2 tRNA genes and 2 rRNA genes are annotated in these 606 nt (G+C 51.5%); all 4 read left to right on the top strand.

The features are described from left to right. Nucleotides 1-119, top strand: a 16S ribosomal RNA gene (locus tag FQV26_RS16400); the annotation flags it as partial. 121 nt (nt 120-240) lie between these two features. Continuing rightward, nucleotides 241-317: transfer RNA gene (locus tag FQV26_RS16395), tRNA-Ile, on the top strand. Nucleotides 318-325: 8 nt separating this feature from the next. Further along, nucleotides 326-401, top strand: a tRNA-Ala gene (locus tag FQV26_RS16390). A 120-nt stretch (nt 402-521) separates the two neighbouring features. After that, nucleotides 522-606 (top strand): 23S ribosomal RNA (locus FQV26_RS16385); the annotation flags it as partial.

Genomic DNA, 606 nt, shown 5'->3' with positions numbered 1-606 from the left:
ACACCCGAAGTCGGTGAGGTAACCACTTGTGGAGCCAGCCGCCGAAGGTGGGACAGATGATTGGGGTGAAGTCGTAACAAGGTAGCCGTATCGGAAGGTGCGGCTGGATCACCTCCTTTCTAAGGATGAATTCGGAACCGGGCTTGTCCCGGGGTTGACGTTTTGCGTTCAGTTTTGAAGGTTCACCTTCAGTGGCGACATTGATCGGATCTTCTATCAATAACCCAATTATACTCAAGAGGGCCTATAGCTCAGCTGGTTAGAGCGCACGCCTGATAAGCGTGAGGTCGATGGTTCGAGTCCATTTAGGCCCACCATTCTTCTTGGGGCCTTAGCTCAGCTGGGAGAGCGCCTGCCTTGCACGCAGGAGGTCAGCGGTTCGATCCCGCTAGGCTCCACCAATCATTTCGCAAGTGGAAATGAGCAACTTGTTCTTTGAAAACTGGATAAAACGACATTGAAACAAATGCAAGAAATCTATGTACGCGTGGCCATTGGCCACAACTTTTTAATTGACCATTGGTTAAGTTAGAAAGGGCGCACGGTGGATGCCTTGGCACTAGGAGCCGAAGAAGGACGGCACTAACACCGATATGCTTCGGGGAG

The sequence above is a fragment of the Planococcus sp. CPCC 101016 genome, from assembly GCF_007859295.1.
GTDB lineage: Bacteria > Bacillota > Bacilli > Bacillales_A > Planococcaceae > Planococcus.
This window is presented reverse-complemented; position numbering and strand designations above follow the sequence as displayed.